The sequence below is a fragment of the Halapricum sp. CBA1109 genome (genome assembly GCF_009741825.1).
Taxonomy (GTDB): Archaea; Halobacteriota; Halobacteria; order Halobacteriales; family Haloarculaceae; genus Halapricum.
Genome location: NZ_WPCA01000265.1, coordinates 1 through 1,184 on the forward strand (window position 1 = coordinate 1; position 1,184 = coordinate 1,184).

Genomic DNA, 1,184 nt, shown 5'->3' on the forward strand with positions numbered 1-1,184 from the left:
CCGAGACAGACCCCCAGCGTCGGGACCGACAACTCCTCGAATATCGGCATCGAGACGCCGGCCTCCTCGGGCGTTCCGGGACCCGGCGAGACGACGATGGCGTCGGGGTCTAACTCGCGGATACCGTCGACACCGACGGCGTCGTTGCGCCTGACCAGCACCTCGCCGCCGGTGTCCAGATACGCGTCGGTCGTGACTATCTCGCCGACGTACTGGACGAGGTTGTAGGCGAACGAGTCGTAGTTGTCGATCACGAGGACTCGCATGTCTCCTCCACCGAGAGCGTGCTGTCGGACAGGGCCTCGTCGACGGCCGTCACCAGCGCCCGGCCCTTGGCAAGCGTCTCGTCGTACTCCCTGTCGGGCACCGAGTCGTGGACGATGCCCGCGCCGACCCGGAGGTGGTACGCCTCGCCGTACCGGACCAGCGTCCGGATGACGATGTTCAGTGTCGCGCGGTCGTCGAACCCGAAGATACCGATAGAACCCGTGTAGGGGCCGCGCCGCGTCGCCTCCAGTTCGTCGATTATCGCCATCGTCCGGGGTTTTGGCGCGCCGGTGATGGTGCCGCCGGGGAACACCGCCGCGACGGCGTCGGAAAGCGAACAGTCCGCCCGGAGGCGCCCCTCGACGAGGCTGACGAGGTGCATCACCTCGGAGTAGCGGTCGACGCGACGGTACTCGCTGACGTCGACGGTGCCGTACCGACAGACCTTCCCGAGGTCGTTGCGCTCTAAGTCGACCAGCATCGCGTGTTCGGCCCGCTCTTTCTCGTCGCCGGTGAGTTCGGCCGCCAGTTCGGTGTCTTCCTCGTCGGTCGCCCCGCGAGGCCGCGTGCCGGCGATGGGTTCGGTGCGGACCTGTTCGCCGTCCCGTTCCAGCAGGAGTTCGGGGCTGGCGCTGACCAAATCGACGCCCGGGAACTCCACGAGCGCGGAGTACGGCGCGGGGTTCACCTCGCGGAGGGCGTCGAACACCGCGACCGGGTGGACGGCCGCCGGCGCGGTGAGGCGGTGGGAGATGTTCGCCTGAAAGGTGTCGCCGTCCCGGACGTACTGCTTGACCTGCCGGACGCGGTCGGCGAAGGCTTCCCGGCCGCAGTCGCTCTCGAAGTGCGCCCGGTCTGTCGACACGTCCGCCGGGCCGATGGCCGGGTCACCGTCCGTCGCCTCGCGGGCGAGTTCG

General features: G+C 68.8%; 1 protein-coding gene and 1 pseudogene. Both read right to left on the reverse strand.

What is annotated here, in order from left to right; translation table 11 throughout:
• A pseudogene (locus tag GJ629_RS15870) lies at positions 1–266 on the reverse strand (anthranilate/aminodeoxychorismate synthase component II); the annotation flags it as partial.
• Positions 251–1,184, reverse strand: a 934-nt coding sequence (locus GJ629_RS15875; RefSeq protein ID WP_197428689.1) for an anthranilate synthase component I family protein, incomplete at its 5' end; no start/stop codon positions are given. The pseudogene GJ629_RS15870 and the gene GJ629_RS15875, both read right to left, overlap by 16 nt.